Genomic DNA, 20873 nt, shown 5'->3' on the forward strand with positions numbered 1-20873 from the left:
GACAAAAAAAAGACATGTAATGACCGCATTTCATCAATACGTATTACATGCCTAACTATTATTAATAGTAGAAGCTTAATTCCTAAGTTCCTGTATGCTTATGAAAGGGTGATACTAAACAGGAAAGTACCAAACGCGATCAAAACGAGCACGATAATGACCTCCACCACAGAATAGATAAAAATCTTTCTCTTCAACTTGCAATGGCTTCGGTCTCCTTCTCCTCTGTTCTTAATACATTAAATCTCACTTTCTTTTTCTTTTTAGTGGTCAATTGTACTTTTTTTATTATTAAACGTTGATACAAAGAAAACCATTAATTTTCATACCACCAACGTATGAACTTGGCCCTTAGGATTATTTAACTATTTTTTCATTAGATATGTACTTACTGGTACTATCTAATCAAAACCAAATACTATCTTTAACTGACAACTTAAAATTAAAAGTGGGAATAACTTCAAAAAACAACATCACACATTGAATCTAAAATGCATGATATCTCCATCGCAAACAACGTATTCCTTGCCTTCCACACTCATTTTTCCGGCCTCTTTGCAGGCCTGCTCTGAGCCAAATTTCAGGAAATTATCATATTTGATGACCTCCGCCCGGATGAATCCTTTTTCAAAATCGGTATGTATGACACCCGCTGCCTGAGGAGCCACTGCACCTTTGGGAAAGGTCCATGCACGCACCTCTTTTTCTCCTGCCGTGAAAAAGGTTTGCAGTTCCAATAGCTTATAGGACGTCCGGATCAACTTGGCCACGCCCGACTCTTTTAAGCCCAAATCTTCCAAAAACATCTGGCGTTCTTCGAAGGATTCCAACTCGGCTATTTCTGCCTCCGTCTGAGCAGCAATCACCAGAACTTCGGCCTTCTCATCCTTCACTGCGTCTTTCACGGCTTCAACAAAGTGGTTGCCCTGGACAACGGACGGCTCATCCACATTGCAAACATACATCACCGGTTTATTGGTCAGCAAGAACAAGTCACGTGCTACCTTTGCTTCCGGATCGGTCAGTTCTACGGTCCGGGCAGACTTGCCGGATAGCAGGGCCTCCCTATATTTAACCAGAACTTCATAGAGTTTCTTAGAATCCTGGTCCTTGGAGGTTTTAGCTATTTTCTCCACTTTGGGAAGACGGGCTTCGACGGTCTCCAGATCTTTCAATTGCAACTCAATATCTATCACTTCTTTATCACGGACAGGATTCACCGACCCATCCACATGTGTGACATTCTCGTCCTCAAAACAGCGCAGCACATGGATAATGGCATCGGTCTCCCGGATATTGGCCAAAAACTTATTGCCCAGGCCCTCCCCTTTACTGGCACCCTTCACCAGTCCGGCAATATCCACAATCTCAACAGTTGTTGGCTGAACGCGCTGTGGTTTAACCAAACGCTCCAACTCCACCAGTCGGTCATCAGGCACCGTAATGACCCCCACATTGGGTTCAATTGTACAAAAAGGGAAGTTAGCCGATTGCGCTCTGGCATTTGACAAACAATTGAACAGGGTAGATTTACCAACATTGGGTAAACCCACAATACCGCATTTTAAGGCCATTTCTATTTTACTATTTTATGGAACATATCAAAACATTTGGAACATCACATTTAGACGGAGGTTCAATTTCCCCTAATTTTCAATGTCCAAATTGAGGGTGCAAAAGTAATCCTTTTTTTTATACCTTCACAACCAGAAAAATCAATCATGCACTTATCCGATCAAGAGATACTGTCAATGGCTCGTTTTCCGAAAGAAAAAGAACGGGCATTTGCGATGCTGATAAAAAAATATCAACAACGTTTGTATTGGCATTTGCGGAAAATGGTAATCGTGCACGAAGATGCAGATGATTTACTTCAGAACACCTTTATTAAAGTTTGGCAAAATCTGGAAAATTTCAGAGGAGACTCCTCCTTTTACACCTGGCTTTATCGCATCGCCACCAACGAGGCACTCAACCACCTGAATAAAAAAAGAGCAGAATTGATTAATTCTCCGGACGACCTGGAATACTTACTCTCCGACAAGCTGGACATGGATCCGTTGTTTTCAGGCGATGAAATACAAAGCAGACTGCAAAAAAGCATTCTTTCTTTACCGGATAAGCAACGACTGGTTTTCAACATGAAATACTTTGACGATATAAAATATGAAGAAATGGCTGAAATATTAGACACCTCTGTGGGAGCACTTAAAGCCTCCTATTTTCATGCGGTACGAAAAATTGAATCCCTTATAAAACAAGAATTGTTCTAATGATAACAATCATCCATAACCCAATTAAACCTTTAACACTCAACCTTGTCTAAAAACAAAAATCTCCACAAAAACTGCTACATATGGCAAAAGCGCATAAAAACACCTACGGCAAAATGACTTCAGAGTACCTGATGGCTATTTTGATCATTTTGAATCGCGGATGATGCAAAAGATTCAAAATGAAAACACACCCTTTCGATCGATCAAAAGATCCAAAGTGGTGGCCCCCTGGATTGGCCTGGCTGCCGCCTTTTTAATCATTGCCCTTATCTATCAGCTTCTTCCTCAAAAAATGATGACCAATCAAATGGTCGGCCAAAGTGAAGCAGCGCTGATTTATGAATTTTCAACGGCCGACGACCTGGATGAATTCGAATTGATGAAGTTGCTGACCAATGAAGCCCACAGCAACTTCGAGCTCTACCCTGACAGCCTGCTTTTCATAGGCATTGATGAAGAAGATATCGTCATGCTGACGTCTATTCGGTAAATCATAAACAACTAAACCAACCACACTATGAACCGATTTATAACCATACTGCTCCTATCCGTTCTTACGCAACTGATGATTGCGCAGGATGATCGCTCCAAACACGATAAAATTGAACAACTAAAAGCTCAGAAAGTGGCCTTTTTAACAGAAAAGATTGGACTTTCCAGTGCCGATGCCCAAATATTCTGGCCGGTGTATAATCAATATGCAGAAAAGAAAGACAGCCTGGGCGAAGCGCGCTGGAGGGAAAGGAATCAACTCAAGGAAGACTTCGACCAACTTTCGGCCGTCGAAAAAGAAAAGTCTATTGACAAGCAAATACAATTAAAATGGGAAGAAGAAAAGATGGAATATGATTACCATAAAAAGTTTAAGAAAATACTGTCCATCGACCAGGTCATCAAACTCTACGATGCCGAACATGAATTTAAAATGAGACTCATTCGTCAAATAAGGGAAATAAAAGCGGAGCATTCAGGGGATAAAGGCCACAACAGGACATCCTGATAGCTTCATCCTCAAAGCGAACTATCTTCCCACAACGTCGGCCACCTCATCCAAACCAAAGGCGGATTGCTCACCCGTTTGCATATTTTTCAGGGTGATGAGTCCTTTTGTCATTTCATCTTCCCCAACCATGGCTACAAAACGGATCCCCTTTTTGTCGGCGTAGCTCATCTGCTTTTTCATTTTGGCCGCATCCGGATAAATCTCGGTGCGGATACCTTTTTGGCGCAACCCGGCCGCCAGACGGAGGCAGTGCGCTGCCTCTTTCTCACCAAAGTTGACAAACAACAATTGGGTAGCGGCGGTAACATCATCCGGATACAGATCCATCTGATTCATCACATCAAAAATACGATCGGCGCCAAAGGAAATACCTACCCCCGAAACACCCTTCATGCCAAATATACCGGTTAAGTCATCGTACCGTCCGCCTCCTGTAATACTTCCAATTTCCACATCCAAAGCCTTTACCTCAAAGATGGCTCCCGTGTAATAATTCAGTCCACGCGCCAGGGTTAAGTCCACCTCAACATCAGTCGGCAAATCCAGGCCGTTCACCAAATCCAATACCTTGTTCAGCTCTTCCACCCCCTTGCTGCCGACTTCCGAAGACGCGAGTATTCCAGCCAAAGCGGACAACTTTTCGGCATTGTTACCGGATAAAGCGAGAATGGGCTGTAGTTTTTCAATGGCCTCTGCGCTTAGCCCCCGCTCACGGAGTTCTGCATTGACCTTTTCCAGCCCTATTTTCTCCAGTTTATCAATGGCCACCGTAATATCTACCATCCGGTCAGATTCGCCGATGATTTCAGCTATTCCGGCCAGCACTTTGCGATTATTTAACTTGATAACTACCCGGATATTTAACCGGCGGAATACCTCATCCACAATCTGGATGAGTTCCACCTCATTCAGCAGGCTGTCACTGCCCACCACATCCACATCGCACTGAAAAAATTCACGATAACGGCCCTTTTGGGGCCGGTCGGCCCGCCAAACCGGTTGTATCTGAAACCGTTTAAAGGGGAAGGTTATTTCATTTTGATGCTGCACCACAAAACGCGCAAAGGGAACAGTTAAATCATAGCGCAGGCCCTTTTCACTGATCTGCCCGGTGACCCGGTTAGAATCTCCGGCAGCGAGCAAACTTTTATCAGCCTTGGCCAAAAAGTCGCCTGAGTTAAGGATCTTAAACAGAAGCTTATCTCCCTCTTCACCATACTTGCCTAAAAGGGTATCCAGATTTTCCATGGCGGGTGTTTCAATGGGCATAAAGCCGTACAATTGAAAAACGTCCTTAATGGTATCGAATATATAATTGCGCCGAACCATTTCAGCAGGTGAAAAGTCGCGTGTTCCTTTTGGAATGGATGGTTTCTGAGCCATGTATAGAAATATTTGTTAGCCGAAGGCTATCTGTTAACTTGTTTACAAGCTGCAAAGGTAAAAAAGAATCGGAAAAAATGAGCACAACTCATTTTTTAAGGCCCCAGCCGCCCATTCCATCAATTAACAAAAATCTGCTTTTTATTTAGAATCATTCTAATTAACTTTGCCCCTAGAAAATACAGCCCTCGGATGCCCAATCAGGAATCATTAAAGCAAAACCATGAAAATTTACAAACTTCTATCTGTCAGTATTTTGATACTCCTGTTTACGACGGCTTGCCAGGACAACGCAGACATCGTTAACGTTTATTCCAGTCGTCACTACCGTGCCGATGAAGCGGTTTTCAAACGCTTCACCGAGGAAACCGGCATTGAAGTAAACCTGGTAAAAGCCAACTCTGATCAATTGATCAACCGATTAGAAATGGAAGGCCCGCTCAGTCCGGCCGACGTACTGATCACGGCCGATGCCGGACGCCTGATTCACGCCCAAAACAAAGGCCTGCTCCAGCCCATGCCATCCCCAAATGTGGAAAACATCGTACCATCCCATCTTCGCGATAAAGATGGCCACTGGACGGGTTTTACCCAAAGGGCCCGCATTGTGGTGTATCACAGGGACAGAGTCAACCCGGCGGAGTTGTCTACTTATGAAGATCTGGCCCATCCCAAATGGGAGGGGCGCCTGCTGGTTCGATCTTCCCAAAGCCATTACAATCAAACTTTAATGGCCTCAATGGTAGCGGCATTGGGTGAAGAAGAGGCCACCGCGTGGGCGGCTCAATTGGTGCAAAACATGGCGCGCCAACCCACCGGCAACGATCGGGATCAGGTGAAGGCTATTTCTGCAGGGCTGGGCGATATCGCCATTATCAATACTTATTATATGGGACTTTTACTCCATTCCGCCAATCAGGAAGAAAGAGCTGTGGCCCGTGAAATGGGCCTGTTTTTTCCCAATCAGCAGGACCGCGGAACGCATGTTAATATAAGCGGTATTGGGATAACCGCCCATGCTGCCCATTATGACAACGCCGTACGCCTGATAGAATTCATGCTCACCGAAGAATCCCAAAGGACCTTTACAGCACTCAATTATGAATATCCGGTTCATCCGGAAGTTAAATGGCCCAAACTTTTACAAAGCTGGGGAACGTTCAAAAGCGATACTTTACCGCTTTTTCAATTGGGCGAAAGTCTGAATAAGGGACTCCTGATATTTAACAAAGTGGGATGGGAGTGAGACCCGGTCGTTTCAGGATGTCACCGACTTTCCGACGCCGGCACTTCAACGGCTGGGTAGCTGGCAGTCTTCTATTGGCTGCAACGGTGGCCCTTCCGCTGATTTCCATTTTTTCCGGCTTTTTGTCGGCAGGCGATTTGGCCTGGCAGCACATAACAGAAGAATTGCTTCCGGGATATCTTTATAACACCTTATTGTTAATGCTGGGAGTGTCATTGCTGGTGCTCATCATCGGGGTTGGCTCAGCCTGGGTCCTGAGTGTTTTTGATTTCCCCGGGCGAAACATCCTGCAATGGGCGCTTATTCTCCCCATTGCCATGCCTGCCTACATACTGGGGTTTACCTGGGCAGGCCTGCTTGATTACACCTCCCCTGTTTCTATTTTCGTCAGAAACACATGGGGGGTGGAAACGGGTCCCTATTTGTTCTTCAACATCCTTTCGCTGCCGGGAGCCATCGTTATTCTGGCACTTTCCTTATACCCCTACGTCTATCTATCCGCCTATGTCTGGTTCTCCAATCAATCGGCCACTGTATTTGAGGCAGCTGCCTCTCTGGGCCACAGTCGCCTGAGTCAATTTTGGCGATTGGCCATTCCTATGGCCCGTCCGGCCATGGTGGCCGGTGTTTCCCTGGTGTTGATGGAAGTGCTTAACGATTATGGCGTTGTCAGCTACTTTGGTGTAGATACCTTTACCACCGGAATCTTCACGGCCTGGTTTTCATTTGGCAGTAAAATTTCTGCCATAAAGCTCAGCGGATACCTGATGATACTTGTTTTTGCCCTTTTAATCGTTGAACGCATGCAACGGGGAAACAAAAGATATGACACACTTAAAGGTCAATACCGGCCCTACCAAAAAACCAAACTAAAAGGTTTCCGGGCCTATGCCACCAGCCTATTAATCGCCTTACCAGTTCTTTTAGGATTCGCCATCCCTGCTGCCATGCTCATTTACTGGGCCATCCTGACCCTCCCGTTGGTCATGGATTATTCTTTCCTGCCCTTGATCATCAACAGCTTTATGCTGGCTGCTTCTGCCGCCGGCATTGTGGTTCTGGCCACCATCCTGACCAGTTACACACTTCGGTCCTTTCCCTCCAAATGGATCCAGGTTTTGGTGCGCTTTAGCAACATGGGTTATGCCATTCCCGGAGCAGTATTAGCTATAGGCATCATGGTTCCCTTTTTATGGATGGACACGCAACTCAACCTGTTGACCCAAAATGGCCGTCAATTGATTTTAACCGGCACCTGGTTAACCCTCCTCTTTGCCTATCTGGTAAGATTCATGGCAGTAGGTTTCAATAACATCGAAAGCAGTCTCACAAAAACCTCCACCTCTCTGGATGAAGCCGCCCGGTCGCTGGGGCATTCCTACCGAACCACGCTTGTACGGATCATAATACCATTGATTCGCCCCGGAGTTTTGGCGGCCGGATTACTGGTTTTCATTGATGTGCTCAAAGAGTTACCCTTGACGCTTATATTGCGCCCCTTCAATTTTGACACCCTGGCCATCCGTTCCTATGAATATGCCACGGACGAGCGCGTGCCGGAGGCTGCGCCCTCCGCACTCATTATCATATTCATGGGATTGCTCGCTGTTTACCTGCTCAGTAAAATCACTAAAAACCCAGTCCGATGACCATTTTAAGTGCCCGCCATATTTCCAAAACCTACCCCGGATCGCGCTTTCCCGCCTTGAGTCAATTCTCGCTGGACATTCAAGCGGGAGAAATTGTTGGCTTATTGGGAGAAAGTGGCTGCGGAAAAACCACCGCCTTGCGAATTCTTGCCGGCTTTGAGACAGCCGACCATGGAACGCTGACCATTCAGAACAAGATCGCTTTTAACAACAAGCAATTTACAGATCCTACCCAAAGGGATATCGGCATCATTTTTCAGGATTATGCCCTTTTTCCGCACCTGACGGTGTGGAAAAACATCACTTTCGGACTGAATAAAAAAAGTGGGAAAAACCAAAGGAAACTGGCTTCTGAGATGATGGATCTGGTGGGCTTAGCAGGCTATGACAACCGCTACCCCCATCAGTTGTCCGGAGGTCAGCAACAACGGGTGGCTTTGGCCCGCGCAATGGCGCCCCGACCAAAAATTCTGTTAATGGATGAGCCTTTTTCCAATATTGACACGGTGAAAAAGAACCAAATTCGGCAGGAACTACACAGTCTGTTAAAGAAAACCGGTTCCACCGTTATTTTTGTCACACATGATACCCGGGATGTGATGGCCATGGCCGACCAAGTGATTGTCATGAAAGAGGGACAGGTATTGCAACAGGGGACACCGCAAGCCGTCTTTAAATCACCCCGAAACGCTTATCTGGCGGGCTTCTTTGGCAACACCAACTTCATTGAAGGGCGCATGGTCAACGGACAAATACGAACCGATCTTGGCCCATTGGCCATGGACGCCCCGGTGGGCCTGACCGAGGACCAGCCAGTTCTGTTCTCCCTTCGTCCGGGAGACATATCACTCACCAATGAAAAGGATGGGCAGTCCATTCCCGTTCAAATAGAGCGACAGCGCTTTATGGGAGAGTTCACTGAAGTAGAATGCAGGCTGGTCGCTTCCGGAACCCGCCTCCTTTTTCATGTGCCCCCCAACCAGCCCGTTCCAAACAAAACCACCTATATCCAAATATCAGAGAAGGACCTTCATCTCCTTCCGGAATCGCCTACACATGGCCATCCGCGCCTAAAAGACTAAGCAGCTTTTGCAGATAAACGGACGCCTCAGCGCTCCCCTCCCGGGGGGCCCATGGCGCAAAATGCTTATCATCCTCAGGGTGGTAGGGACCATCCTTTATTTCATAAACGATGGTGCCTGATTCTAGTGCGACTATGGTATGCCAGGTGCCTGCCGGAATTTCAACGCCATAATTGCCCTCATCAGAACCCAACACCACCTGGTCCGTTACCGCTCCGGCATCATCGAAATAAAAGACCGCCAGTCGCCCTTTTAAGCGAATAAAGACCTCGCGTTTATCAGGCCCTTCGTGCTTATGCGGGCAAACGTAACTTTCCGGTTCCAGTGCATTCAGCATCCGGTTAATGGGGTCGGCCAAAGAGGTGTGAAAGTTATGATTCCTGCGCTTCCGTGGATGGTCCTTTGCCTCCTGAGAAAGACTGTCCAATAAATCATCGTGAATCAACATCATTTGATCAAACGCAGATTAAAAGGATAGGTATAGGAACGCCCCTTGCTGACTTCCAAAGAGGCCAGCACAATAAATACCAGATCGGCAATGCCAATCAGGACCAATAAGGGGATGCCAATAAGAATAAAACTCAGCAGTCCCGCCACAAACGCAAAAATGGTTATGGTTATCTGAAAATTGAGGGATTCCTTGCCTTCCCGATCCACCACGGGCATTTCATCTTTTTTAAGTAACCAAACAACCAATGGACCAACCACGTTTCCCAAGGGGAAAACAAACATGGCCAAAGCTGACAAATGGCATAACAATGCCCAATTATTATCACTCATGACAAATACTTTTAGATATTAAAGGCTAAATTTAAAACAAAACAGCCATTTTTTAAGTATAAGATTGAGAGATATTGTAATAAAAACATAAAAAACACTAATTTTGCCTGCCTTAGAAAATTAGATGAACGCACCAAAAATACTAATAGCAGATGATGTCGATTATCTGGTGGAGTACATGATCAGCCATCTGGATAAGATGTTGACCGACGCCACCTATTTCAGGGCCCGCAATGGCTATGAAGTATTTACTCTGGCCATGCTAAGCAACCCGATCTCATTTTACTGGATTGGGAAATGCCCGAGTTTTCAGGTATGGATGCGCTCCAGACTTTGCAGGCACACCAGGCGACCAAAGACATCCCGGTGATCATGGTCTCCGGCTTTACGCAGCCCGATCACGTCAGAGTGGCTTTGGAAGCAGGGGCCATTGACTATCTTAAAAAGCCCATTGAACCGGATGAATTGCTGGCCCGTGTGCGCACGGCCATCACCTTGGCCAACACACTCCACCAGCTTCGTCAACAAAAAAAAGAGCTGGAAAACGAACAGCTCAAAAGCAACGACCTCTTAAAGGGGTTACTGCCCAATGAAATTCTCCAAACCATGAAATCTACCGGCGAGATCGCGCCCCGTCGCTTTCGCAATGTAACGGTTATCATGACCGATTTGGTGGATTTTACCATTAAATCGCAAAAAATGTCGCCGAAAAGACTGCTCCATGAATTGCAAACCATTTTTTCGGCCTTCGATCAAATCACCCAAAAATACAATTGTACCCGCATCAAAACCATTGGCGATGCTTATCTGGCTGTGAGTGGCATGTGGAATAACACCAGCAACCATGCATTGATGGCCGCCAAAATGGCCGAACGCATGCGCCAATACATCATTGAACATAACCACCGTCACAAAATCGACTGGGAAATAAGAATAGGCATTAATTCCGGGGACATTGTTGCCGGCATTGTTAGTGACAGTAATCTGTCATTTGACATCTTTGGTGATACGGTTAACACAGCCTCCCGCATGCAGAGCTACTCCAACCCCATGCAAATCAATGTATCGCAAAACACCTATGATTTAATACGGGACCATTACTACATGATCAAGCGTATTTCCCGGAAAGTGAAGGGAAAAGGGGCCTTGAATATGTATTATCTGCACCGGCCAGTTTTGTCCCGCCTCAGTCGCGTAAAGGAACTACAACCCCTGTCGGAAATTTAAACGATTAACGTTAATAGGAACAAAAAGCCCGAAGAACATGTCCTCCGGGCTTTCCTGGGAATGTATGGGTGATGGACTAGCTGTCTTTGACCAGTTTGCGGTATTTGATTCTTTGGGGACCGGCATTTCCCAGTCGCTTTTTGCGGTTCTCTTCATAATCAGAATATCCACCTTCAAAATAATAAACGGTAGAATTACCTTCAAAGGCCAGAATATGGGTGGCCACACGATCCAGAAACCAACGGTCGTGAGACACAATAACGGCACAACCGGCAAAATCATCCAGACCTTCCTCCAGTGCACGCAAAGTATTCACATCTATATCATTGGTTGGCTCATCCAACAGCAATACATTGGCCTCCTCTTTCAAAGTCATGGCCAAATGAAGTCGGTTTCGCTCTCCTCCCGAAAGCATACCACATTTTTTCTCCTGGTCGGCACCGGCAAAGTTGAAACGGGACAAGAAAGCTCTTGCATTAATTTCCCGGCCGCCCAAGCGAATGGTTTCCTGTCCACCCGAAATCACTTCATAAACGCTCTTGTTATTATCTATGCCGGCATGGGATTGATCGACATAGCCAATCTTGACCGTCTCTCCCACTTCAAAGGTTCCCTTATCAATTCCTTCCTGTCCCATAATCATGCGGAACAAAGTTGTTTTACCAGCCCCGTTGGGGCCAATCACCCCCACAATTCCGTTGGGTGGAAGGGTGAATTCCAAACCTTCAAACAACAGCCGGTCTCCAAAGGCTTTGGAGACGCCATGTGCTTCTATGACCTTATCACCAAGGCGTGGTCCGTTAGGAATAAATATCTCCAGCTTCTCTTCCTTCTGCTTCACATCCTCTTTGAGCAGACTTTCGTAAGCGGCCAATCTGGCTTTCGATTTGGCCTGACGGGCTTTGGGAGCCATACGGACCCATTCCAACTCCCGCTCAAGGGTGAGTCGTCGTTTAGAAGCCTGCTTCTCTTCCTGCTGAAGGCGTTTGGATTTTTGATCCAGCCAGGAGGAATAATTGCCCTTCCAGGGAATCCCCTCTCCCCTGTCCAGTTCAAGTATCCATCCCGCAACGTTATCTAAAAAGTAACGGTCGTGGGTGATACCAATAACGGTTCCTTTGTATTGTTGCAAGTGCATCTCTAACCACTGAACAGATTCAGCATCCAGATGGTTGGTGGGCTCATCCAACAGCAAAATGTCGGGTTCCTGAAGCAATAAGCGGCACAAGGCTACCCGACGGCGCTCACCACCCGAGAGCTCTGCAATAATCTGATCTTCTGGCGGGCAGCGTAAGGCATCCATGGCGCGTTCGAGCCTTGAATCAAGATTCCAGGCATCGAACTGATCGATTTTTTCCTGCAACTGGGCCTGTTCATCCATCAACGCCTGCATTTTATCAGGATTCTCCAAGACTTCGGGGTCACCAAAGCGTTCGTTAACAGCTTCGTAGGCGCTCAGCACATTCACTACTTCCTGAACGCCTTCCTCAACTACCTGACGCACCGTTTTGCTTTCATCCAAATGCGGTTCCTGCTCCAGATAACCGACGGAATAACCGGGTGAGAAGGCCACTTCTCCCTGATAGTTCTTCTCCAATCCGGCAATAATTTTCAACAAGGTTGATTTACCGGAGCCATTGAGACCAATAACGCCAATCTTTGCCCCGTAGAAAAAGGACAAGTAAATATTGTTAAGCACTTTTTTTTGTGGTGGATACACCTTACTGACCCCCACCATGCTAAAAATAATCTTTTTATCGTCTGCCATGCTTTTCCAAATTAAATTTGTGCAAATTTATCAAAAAGCACCGGAAACTAAAAAGATATAGAGACGACAAAGCCATTGGGACGACGAAAAGGAATGAAGCTAAATGGCTCAGATCTATTTCAATTTTTTCAAATCCTTTTCCTGAAAAGCATCGTCACTGACATGCTTAATCATGCCATAGTCCCAATAATACAGTTTGGAATCTGCAGCCCCCACCAGCAGTTTGTAAACGCGCGCACGAATGCGGGTGCCTTCCGGACCGACTTTATGTAAAAAGACGACATCCGGATCCTGTCTTTTGATGGCATCGGCAATGTCTTCCCGGGAAACAATTTCAAAATCGTAAGGATAGATGGCCTTAACGGCTTGCGGAGTTTGCAGATCTTTGGCCAGATCCTCCTTGGTCAATAAGAGTTTTTTTCCTTGCAGCGATCCCTGGTCCTTATTGTAATGTCGAAACCCCCGTTCCCCAATTAACTTATCATTTTCAAGTACGTTTTTAACGTGGTTTTGAATAAAAAGCACAAAAGCTTCCAGTTTATAGTGGTAACTGGCTTCTTCCACACGGGTGTAGGAAAGTGGCAGAGAACACAAATCAGGCATGGTACGGACATCTGCCTTGGGCTCGCCCATCAAGAGACTGATAAAATTGTATCTTGCCTTGGTTTTATCCTTGGCAAAGGAGACAATGGTGGTCATCAAAAAGGACAAATCGGGATTGTCCTTGACTTCATCAAACTCTTTAGAGGAAATGATTTCATAAGGTGTAATGGTCCATGACCGCTTCATCACTTCCTGAATGATCATATTGTACTCGCTCATCAGAGCATCATCCATCACCACCATGTTTTTGATTTCAAAAACCGATGGTAATCATCCATTTCCGGAATGTGTTGCTGAGCAGCTACCAATAATGGCAGACAGAAAATCCATGTTATTAAACGAAATTTTTTCATCAGTTGTATCCTTTAGGTCCAAAATATAAGTCTTTTCTACGTTCAAGAGTTATACCCTTTTTTTAAAAGATTGTTGCGTTAAGCCTCCCATAAAAACCCGAAAAATTAAACGGTAGTAATTTCTGGCCAACACATGCCTCATTTTTATTAAATTAGCAAAGACTTACGAACATCTAATTTTCAATTAAAATCCCCCTCTAATGTTTACCATTTATTTGAACCGATTCACCCGCCGTTTGGGAACGCTAAAATGGCTTAAACCCTTCTTTCTTGTCCTCCTTTTCAATGGAACAGTTGATTCTATGGCACAAAAGGATGTCATGCTTCAGGCCTTCTATTGGGACGTTCCGGTTGATACGGAAATGAAAAATGGCTTTTGGTGGGACAATCTGACCAGTAAAGCACAGGAATTAAAAAACATGGGCATTACGGCCATCTGGGTGCCTTCTCCCGCAAAAGGAAATTGGGGAATTACAGATATGGGCTATGGCATATACGACCATTTTGATTTGGGGGATTACGATCAAAAGGGAAGCGTTGAAACGCGTTTTGGCAGCCGTTCTGAGCTGGAAATCATGATCGCCGGCATGCAGGACACCACCAACCATCAAGCCCCCATTGAAGTGTATGCCGACATAATACTGAACCACATTTACGGATCAGATGAAAACGCCGAAGCGAATCCCGCCGTCAAACAGTATGTGTTTGATGAAGCTTTTCGAAATGGGTCCCAGTTCACGCCCTATCCCAGCAACGAAATAACCTGGGTTTTACCCAATGCAAGGGCGGGCGATTATTTCATAAAAATCAAAGGTTACTGTCTCAACTTTGATACAGCCGCTGACAACAGGGGCTATGACCTTCAAATCGATTATCAGAATTCTGGTTTTAACGAAATATTTTCATGGGAAAAAGAACCCAATAACGGAGACGGACAATTCAATGCATTTCCCGCTTCCGGGGCATCGATCCGGGCTTTCATGGATAATAAAAGCGATGTCGATGAATTCAAAGTGACCGCGCCCGGAGACCAAAATATTATTATAAAATTGACTTCCCGGGAACAATCTAACGGTGATTGGAACTGGGGCGACCAAACCAAAGGTTATTACCCCGTTGAAATTTGGCACAACGGTGTCAACCTGACCGTCTCTATACTGGAGGCGCACACCAACACTTCCCTGACATTCCCTGTCCATACCGGCCCGTCTGAACAAAACTGGAAGTGGAATTATTCCCATTTTCATCCGGTTGACCACAACGATTGGTTGGGCAATTGGGGCAATGGGGACGAGATCATTTCTAACACCAAAGGCTATGGGAATGATTTAAATACTTTTTCAGAGGAAGTGCAGCAGCGCATGAACACCTGGGGCGTCTGGCTGGTGGAGCGGATGAAATTTGATGGTTTTCGTCTGGATTTTGTCCGGGGCTTTCAGGAAAGTTACGCCGCCGACTGGATCAACAGTCTTCCGCCAAAAAATTCGCAGCAACGATTTATTGTTGGTGAGTATTGGGGATCTGCTCAAAGCATCCAAGATTGGGTGCATACTCTGGATGCCCACGGCGCCAGGGCGAGCGCCTTCGACTTTCCCCTAAAGAGCGTCCTCACAGAACTTTGTAACAAGGGCGAAGATTTTGATATGCGCCAACTGAACCATGCTGGATTGGTCCGTAACAATGAGGGCCTGCATATACTATCCTCTGCAGTGGTTACTTTTCTGGAAAACCATGACACGGGCAAAGAACACGACAAATGGGTGACCAAAGACTGGCATTTGGGCTATGCCTACATACTGACGCATGAGGGGCGTCCATGCTTGTTTTATCCGCACCTTTATGGTGTCCAACTTCAGGATAATCAAAATTCCGCCCACCATGTTGCCATTCCGCCTTCCCTGCAAAAAGAGCTGCTTGATCTTCTGTTTATTCGATCCACCTATCTCGACGGGGCACTCACCGTTCTAAGTCAGGTTGGTCGCCCGTACCCCGCAGAAGAGGCATCTGACGTATACGTGGCACGCCGGAAGGCAATGAGACCAAGCAAGGGGCCATCGTCGTTATCAACAACAGCCACTCAACAAAAGGACTCTGGGTGGATGCGTCCCCGGATGGATGGACCTCCTGGTCGGGTAAGAAACTGGTCAATGCCCTGAACCCCACACATACCACCAAAGTCCATGAAGATGGTCGCGTCTGGCTGGATTCGCCACCCAGAAGCTATTCTGTTTATGTCCTTCAAGAAGAATTTGAACCTGCGAAGCGTTAACAGGCTTTTGACCGCGCTCTCAACATCTAAATAAAAAACTTAGGTTCTTTTATTTAAACAACATTTTTAACTATTTTGCACTTTAATTCTCTGAACTTATTAACCTATCATATGTTAACCGACTTTTTAAATCGCCTAATGGCGCTCTTCATATCTGAACAGGATGAAAAAGCAGATATGGATACCAGAGTAAAGTCCCTGTTGGTAAACCTGGCCAGCCTTTCTTTCACTTTAATCGTTCTGGCTGAAGGCATTTGGTCTTTAGCGGTTGAACGCGTGGAACTGGCCATCCCCTTTTTGTCCCTGAGTTTTATTCTGGCCATCAGTCATCTCTATCTAAGAAAATTCACGACCATTCTGCACCAGAACTATCTGCTAAGCGCCCTTTTCATCACCTGTGCCTTTTTTATTATGTTTGGAGGCAATACCGGATTAGGCATGGTCTGGACCTTTGTTTTCCCCTTTTACGCCACGGCCCTAAGGGGCCGTAACACCGGCACATACTGGTCCCTGGCACTGGCTATTGTTATCGTTATCCATCTGTACCTATTTCAGGATTTAAAACCATTTTTTCAAAGTTACAATTCCAATCAGGGCGTTTATCTTTTGGTGATTTATCTGGTTTCCATCCTCGTGGCCTATGCATTTCAATTCATCCGATCGGAAGTATTTCTCGAAAAAGAACGAATCATTCTTGACACGCAGAATAAAAACAAAGCTCAGGAGGATTTACTATCGCGCCTTTCTCACCAGATAAGAACCCCGCTGAGCAACATTACGGGCATCCTTGACATACTGGAAGCAACCCCCTTGAACGAAGAACAAAAGGACTACATCAACACCATACATGCCTCTGCCAATAATTTGGTCAGTGTCGTCAACAATCTGGTGATGGCTTCCAAAAGTGGCATGCATGAGAATCAGGACATCTCCAACTTTAATCTGTACAACACGCTGAACAATGTTCTTCGGCTTTTCCCTTACGAACACAGTCAGGTGAGATTTAACTTATCACTGGCACCTGACATTCCCGGCCAAATCACCGGCAACAGTATTAAGATTAAACAAATACTGCTGAACCTTATCAACAGCATTGTTCGCCAGAATCAACTGGATCATAAACACATCACCATAGAAGTCCAGAAGCTTGAATCCATGCCTGGAAAAATAGAATTGATCTTTCGCATTATCAGCGATTTTATTTATAAAAATTCTAAGAGCGACCCGCATTCCAGGGAAGGATTTTTTAACTATCAGGATCTGGTAAAACTCAACGCCGGAAAAATAATCAGCTTTTTAGATCTGGGGATTACCCAAAAAATGATTGAGATAGATGGCCACACCCTCAACATCATAGCACATCCGAACCATACGATATTTGAATTCGGGGCTTCCTATACGACCGCATCCTCTAGTTTCATTGCGACATCTGACACCCAAAAAACAAAACGGTCCGAGAACATCTTCAAAAGCAATATTGATCTAAAAGATGCTTCCATTCTACTGGTGGAAGATAATTTCAGCAATCAACAAATCATCAATCTCTATATTAAAAATGATGTAAGAAAAATTGATGTGGCCTTTAATGGTAAGGAGGCGCTTGAGAAATTTGGGATGGCCAAGTACGACCTCATTCTAATGGATGTTCAAATGCCCGTTATGGATGGTTTTAAGGCCACCCAAAAAATTAGAGAATTAGAGAAAAGCACCAACACAAGAGTTCCAATTATTGCTGTAACAGCCAACGCTTTCCCTGAAGATAAGGACCGTTGTCTGGCTTCGGGCATGGACGACTATATAAGTAAGCCTTTTCAACCCGATGAGTTGCTCGAAAAAATAAGACAGCACCTTAATAGTTAAGCACTTTAAAACCAAGGACTAAAATATCATCAACCTGCTCTTCTTCTCCCCGCCACTCTTCCATCTTTTGATGAAGGATGGCTTTTTGATCGTCCGGATGCAACTTGTGAATATTCAATAACAGGTGCCTGAATCGTCTGTATTTAAACTTCTTGTGATCTGGCCCCCCAAATTGGTCCACATAACCGTCTGTAAAGAGATACAGCATATCATCCTCCCCTATCGGAATCATATTTTTGGTATATTCCGGAATTTTCCCACCAGTAATTCGCCCAATTGAAAAACGATCTCCTTTAAAACTATGTAGTTCATTGTCTTTTACAAGATAAATACCATTAACGGCACCGGAAAATCCCAATGTATGGTTCTCCTTATCAATCACGCATATAGCCATATCCATGCCATCCTTGATGGACTCTGCATCCAAAAAGGTCTGGTCATTTTTCCGTAAGGTCTGGTCAAGCTCCTGACTCAGTTTTTCCAATATCCGGGCTGGGTCATCTTCCATTTGTCCCGCCACAATATTTTTCAGCAAATCCATGCCAATAATTGACATAAACGCACCCGGAACACCATGTCCGGTACAGTCAACTGCGGCGACAAAAATTTTGTTATCACGCTCATGCATCCAATAAAAATCGCCACTTACCAAATCACGGGGCCTGAAGTACACAAAAGAATGGGGCAACACCTTCCTAAAAACGGTTTCTGTAGGAATCATGGCAGACTGTATGCGAGTGGCATAGTTAATACTATCGGTCAGGTTTTGATTAATACGGGTCAATATTTCTCTTTGTTCCTGAAGTTTTTGCTTATCTACATTTTTTTCAGTCAGCGAACGGTTCGCTTTTTTATAATGGCGAATGCGGTAATTGATCAATAATTGCATGGTGAAGATAATCAACAACAAATAAAAGGCATAGGCATATTTGGTCATCCATAAAGGCGGAGTTATTACTATTGGCAACTCCAATGGCTTATTATTCCAAGTAAAGTCGTTGTTGGATGCCATTATGCGCAATTTGTATTTACCAGGCATTAAATTAGAGAAACCAATACTATTGTCATTGGTGACTGCTCTCCAATCATCGTCATACCCCTCCAACATGACTTTGTAGCTATTCTTGCTGGGCTGGGTAAATTCAAGTGCCGCATAATTAATTTCAAGCATGATACCTGGCTTATACTTAAAAGTAAGTTCGTTAAGCGCACTCTGCATCACATCCTCGCAGTCGCCACGATGGCAAAGAGAGATGCCTGTTATGGCAATTCTGGGCTGATAAAGGTTATAGCTGATGGAATCCGGATGTATCCAGCACAGGCCACTGACGCTTCCAAAATACAAGGTGCCATCATCGGCCCGAAAAGCACTTCCGGGATTAAACAACTGTCCGGGCAATCCATCCAACTCATCAAAACTTCTAATGGTTCCCTCCGGAGAATACATGGATATGCCCTTGCTGGAACTGACCCAAATTCTCCTTTTTTCATCTGGCAGTATGGCTGTAATCATTTCACCTTCCAGCCCTTTAACGCGCTCCGAAACGAGGGAGTCTTGAGATTCACGGGTAATGACATACAGGCCCGATCGCGTGCCCACCCATAACTTCCCGACTGCATCTATGGCCATAGACAAGACCTGTTTATCCACCTGCCCGGTTAGTCCGATTTCTTCGATGGCGCTTATTTGGCCCTCAGCTCTGTTATAATAACTAATACCACTGGTCGTACCAATCCACAGATTATCCTTCCTATCGGTACACAAAGCTGTGATTTCATCCGAAACCAAGCCCTTGTCATCTGCTCCTTTAAAAAAGCTAAATAGCTTTCCCCCGGAAAAACGATACAACCCAAACCGGGTACCGAACCAGATACCATCAGCACTATCGCCTGTTATGCAGGTGATCCTGTTTTTCCGTAAAAGGGTGGTATACTTTGTATCATAGGTGTAATGGAACTCTCTGATTGTTTGTCTGTTGATATCCAAAAAGTAAATGCCGCTATTCGAGCCAATCCATAAATTCCCATTGGGGTCCTCAAACAATGCCTCAACGGCATCATCGCCGTTTCGATAGTTTTCCTGATTAAGAATAAAATGTCGGATGGTATTGTTGAATCGGTTTATTCTGTATAAACCACTAGTCAAAGTTCCCAGCCAGATATTGTGATTACGATCTGCAAAAACGGAACTTATATTGTAGGAACGCATGGGCCATTCCTCCTGTTTACTTTCACCAATAAAAGAAAATTTTGAAGGGTCCAGATTGACTTTAAAAAGACCATTGAACCGGGTGCCTACCCAAAATAATCCGGAAGCATCTTCAAACATAACTGTTATCTCATGGGGGATAATCGATTCTAATCCACTATCAGTCCAACTGTAAACACTATGGGTGACAGTGGAGAGATCAAATTTCTCGAATCCCCGATTGGTCCCAATCCAAATATTTCCGTCCCTGTCTTCACTAATGGCATTGGCAGCAATGGTCGCTCCAAAATTCAAATTGGCCCTCACCTTCATAATGCTCTTTCCAGGTTCAAACAGAAAAAGGCCTCCTTGGGTGGCCACTAAAAAATGATTTTTTATCACTTCCTGAATTTGATTGACGTCTTCCTGAAAAACCACCCCCTGCTCCTCATAAATATGCAAACGTTCATAAACCCCATTTGCCATATAAAACCGATTAAGTCCATCCTTAGTTCCCACCAGAAAAGTGCTGTCAGTCTCCTGAACGATGGGGTTACCCTTATAATCAGATGGTTTAAAGACGTTCGAAAAATGACCAAAGGATTGAAAACTATCGGAGTCTTCCATATAACGGGATAAATGATTCCCCAATTTAACCCACATTTCACCTGAAGCGGTCAGATAAAATCCATAGACAGCGTTTTCTGGCAAAGACCTCAGGTTTCCCGATTCATGCCGGTAGTGAATAAACTTTCCGGTATCATACTGCAACACACTAATTCCATTTTCTCTTGTGCCAATCCATATGTTTCCATTGCGATCTTCAGCTAAGGCGGTAATCCTATTGCCACTCACATTTTGTGGACCATTTTCGCCACATTTAAATACTTCAAAGGAATAGCCATCGTATCTGTTTAGACCATCCTCAGTTCCTATCCACAAAAAACCGCGACTATCCTGAAACACGACATTAATCGAATGATTAGACAAGCCCTGAGAAATGGTAAAATGCTGCACAGAAGAGACTTCCCCCAAGAGATCACCCTTGCTACCAAACACAAAAAAGAATATTAAAATCGCTATTATATGCTGCTTGTACACGACAACTAATGTTTAAAATGTGCGGAGAAAAGTAAATGATGAGCAGTTATACGTAATCTATTCAAAAACGTTTTAAATATCTCCC

General features: G+C 44.9%; 18 protein-coding genes. 11 read left to right on the top strand and 7 right to left on the bottom strand.

Features of this window, described 5'->3' with window-relative positions:
- Positions 1-473 precede the first annotated feature (473 nt).
- Complete coding sequence (ychF, locus tag JCM15548_RS09295; protein ID WP_062124656.1) at positions 474-1574, bottom strand: redox-regulated ATPase YchF; 1101 nt, start codon at positions 1572-1574, stop codon at positions 474-476.
- 147 nt (positions 1575-1721) lie between these two features.
- Here ychF and JCM15548_RS09300 point away from each other — a divergent pair, with 147 nt between their 5' ends.
- From JCM15548_RS09300 to JCM15548_RS09310, 3 genes are all read left to right on the top strand, one after another.
- A complete protein-coding gene (locus JCM15548_RS09300) occupies positions 1722-2273 on the top strand; it encodes an RNA polymerase sigma factor (RefSeq protein ID WP_062124658.1) in 552 nt (183 codons plus the stop codon).
- 163 nt (positions 2274-2436) lie between these two features.
- Positions 2437-2766 carry a hypothetical protein gene (locus JCM15548_RS09305; protein ID WP_162198205.1) on the top strand — a complete coding sequence of 110 codons (330 nt, stop codon included), beginning with the start codon at positions 2437-2439 and terminating at the stop codon, positions 2764-2766.
- A 27-nt stretch (positions 2767-2793) separates the two neighbouring features.
- Positions 2794-3276: a hypothetical protein gene (locus JCM15548_RS09310; RefSeq protein ID WP_062124661.1), complete on the top strand. Its 483-nt coding sequence runs from the start codon at positions 2794-2796 to the stop codon at positions 3274-3276.
- 21 nt (positions 3277-3297) lie between these two features.
- Here the strand turns inward: JCM15548_RS09310 and hisS are convergent, their stop codons facing one another.
- Positions 3298-4662 (bottom strand): histidine--tRNA ligase, encoded by a 1365-nt coding sequence (gene hisS, locus JCM15548_RS09315; RefSeq protein ID WP_062124663.1) that lies wholly within the window; start codon positions 4660-4662, stop codon positions 3298-3300.
- A gap of 223 nt (positions 4663-4885) precedes the next feature.
- Between hisS and JCM15548_RS09320 the strand changes: the two genes are divergently transcribed.
- From JCM15548_RS09320 to JCM15548_RS09330, 3 genes are read left to right on the top strand one after another with little or no spacing between them, the layout of a single operon-like run.
- Entirely contained in the window at positions 4886-5908 is a 1023-nt protein-coding gene (locus tag JCM15548_RS09320) for a Fe(3+) ABC transporter substrate-binding protein (RefSeq protein ID WP_062124665.1), read from the top strand.
- Positions 5899-7557, top strand: a complete 1659-nt coding sequence (locus JCM15548_RS09325) for an ABC transporter permease (RefSeq protein ID WP_083985068.1) — start codon at positions 5899-5901, stop codon at positions 7555-7557. The genes JCM15548_RS09320 and JCM15548_RS09325 overlap by 10 nt, the downstream gene beginning before the upstream one ends.
- The gene (locus JCM15548_RS09330) at positions 7554-8639 is read left to right on the top strand and encodes an ABC transporter ATP-binding protein (RefSeq protein WP_062124669.1); all 1086 of its coding nucleotides are present in this window, start codon (positions 7554-7556) and stop codon (positions 8637-8639) included. The genes JCM15548_RS09325 and JCM15548_RS09330 overlap by 4 nt, the downstream gene beginning before the upstream one ends.
- Here JCM15548_RS09330 and JCM15548_RS09335 read toward each other — a convergent pair.
- Both JCM15548_RS09335 and JCM15548_RS09340 read right to left on the bottom strand, forming a co-directional pair.
- Positions 8608-9090 (bottom strand): WbuC family cupin fold metalloprotein, encoded by a 483-nt coding sequence (locus JCM15548_RS09335; RefSeq protein ID WP_062124671.1) that lies wholly within the window; start codon positions 9088-9090, stop codon positions 8608-8610. The genes JCM15548_RS09330 and JCM15548_RS09335 overlap by 32 nt on opposite strands.
- A complete protein-coding gene (locus JCM15548_RS09340) occupies positions 9087-9419 on the bottom strand; it encodes a DUF4870 domain-containing protein (RefSeq protein WP_062124673.1) in 333 nt (110 codons plus the stop codon). Before JCM15548_RS09340 ends, JCM15548_RS09335 begins: the two co-directional genes overlap by 4 nt.
- A gap of 124 nt (positions 9420-9543) precedes the next feature.
- Here JCM15548_RS09340 and JCM15548_RS21605 point away from each other — a divergent pair, with 124 nt between their 5' ends.
- Together JCM15548_RS21605 and JCM15548_RS09345 are read left to right on the top strand one after the other, a co-directional pair.
- The gene (locus JCM15548_RS21605; RefSeq protein ID WP_157482593.1) at positions 9544-9789 is read left to right on the top strand and encodes a hypothetical protein; all 246 of its coding nucleotides are present in this window, start codon (positions 9544-9546) and stop codon (positions 9787-9789) included.
- Complete coding sequence (locus tag JCM15548_RS09345) at positions 9717-10646, top strand: adenylate/guanylate cyclase domain-containing protein (RefSeq protein ID WP_157482595.1); 930 nt, start codon at positions 9717-9719, stop codon at positions 10644-10646. The genes JCM15548_RS21605 and JCM15548_RS09345 overlap by 73 nt, the downstream gene beginning before the upstream one ends.
- A gap of 76 nt (positions 10647-10722) precedes the next feature.
- Here JCM15548_RS09345 and ettA read toward each other — a convergent pair whose 3' ends face one another.
- Together ettA and JCM15548_RS09355 are read right to left on the bottom strand one after the other, a co-directional pair.
- A complete protein-coding gene (gene ettA / locus JCM15548_RS09350) occupies positions 10723-12414 on the bottom strand; it encodes an energy-dependent translational throttle protein EttA (RefSeq protein ID WP_062124675.1) in 1692 nt (563 codons plus the stop codon).
- Positions 12415-12528: 114 nt separating this feature from the next.
- The gene (locus JCM15548_RS09355) at positions 12529-13251 is read right to left on the bottom strand and encodes a hypothetical protein (RefSeq protein ID WP_227625641.1); all 723 of its coding nucleotides are present in this window, start codon (positions 13249-13251) and stop codon (positions 12529-12531) included.
- A gap of 319 nt (positions 13252-13570) precedes the next feature.
- Here JCM15548_RS09355 and JCM15548_RS09360 point away from each other — a divergent pair, with 319 nt between their 5' ends.
- From JCM15548_RS09360 to JCM15548_RS09365, 3 genes are all read left to right on the top strand, one after another.
- Positions 13571-15526 (top strand): alpha-amylase family protein, encoded by a 1956-nt coding sequence (locus JCM15548_RS09360; protein ID WP_062124677.1) that lies wholly within the window; start codon positions 13571-13573, stop codon positions 15524-15526.
- Complete coding sequence (locus JCM15548_RS23580; protein ID WP_262486975.1) at positions 15466-15639, top strand: hypothetical protein; 174 nt, start codon at positions 15466-15468, stop codon at positions 15637-15639. Before JCM15548_RS09360 ends, JCM15548_RS23580 begins: the two co-directional genes overlap by 61 nt.
- A 138-nt stretch (positions 15640-15777) precedes the next feature.
- On the top strand, positions 15778-17499 hold the full coding sequence (locus JCM15548_RS09365) for an ATP-binding response regulator (RefSeq protein WP_227625642.1): 1722 nt from the start codon (positions 15778-15780) through the stop codon (positions 17497-17499).
- Here JCM15548_RS09365 and JCM15548_RS09370 read toward each other — a convergent pair.
- Entirely contained in the window at positions 17489-20788 is a 3300-nt protein-coding gene (locus JCM15548_RS09370) for a ligand-binding sensor domain-containing protein (RefSeq protein WP_062124679.1), read from the bottom strand. The genes JCM15548_RS09365 and JCM15548_RS09370 overlap by 11 nt on opposite strands.
- Positions 20789-20873: the final 85 nt, after the last annotated feature.

Origin of the sequence: Geofilum rubicundum JCM 15548 (assembly GCF_000974365.1) — a bacterium.
Lineage (GTDB): Bacteria > Bacteroidota > Bacteroidia > Bacteroidales > Marinilabiliaceae > Geofilum > Geofilum rubicundum.